1 protein-coding gene is annotated in these 270 nt (G+C 75.6%); it reads left to right on the top strand.

Annotated features, from left to right (window positions below):
- Positions 1–270 (top strand): GvpL/GvpF family gas vesicle protein (locus EF903_RS33625; RefSeq protein ID WP_185902985.1); only part of this gene is annotated, 270 nt, incomplete at both ends.

The following is a 270-nucleotide window of genomic DNA, read 5'->3' as shown; positions in this document are numbered from 1 at the left end:
CGGCGCTGGAGCACGTCCTGCCGGCCCTCACCGGCGTCGCCGGCAGCCCGGTCACCCTGCTCACCCTGACCGGTCCCGGCCACGGGCCCGCCGCCGCGTTCGCCGTCAGCGACGTCCCCCGGTCGGAGTGGGACGAGGAGGCCCTCAAAGTCCGCTTCGAGGACCTGGCCTGGCTGGAGGAGACCGCGCGCGCCCACCACCGCGTCATCGAGGAACTCGCCGCCCACACCACCGTCCTGCCGCTGCGCCTGGCCACCCTGTACGCGGACC

The sequence above is a fragment of the Streptomyces sp. WAC05292 genome, assembly GCF_003949955.1.
In the GTDB taxonomy this organism is placed as follows: domain Bacteria; phylum Actinomycetota; class Actinomycetes; order Streptomycetales; family Streptomycetaceae; genus Streptomyces; species Streptomyces globosus.
This window is presented reverse-complemented; position numbering and strand designations above follow the sequence as displayed.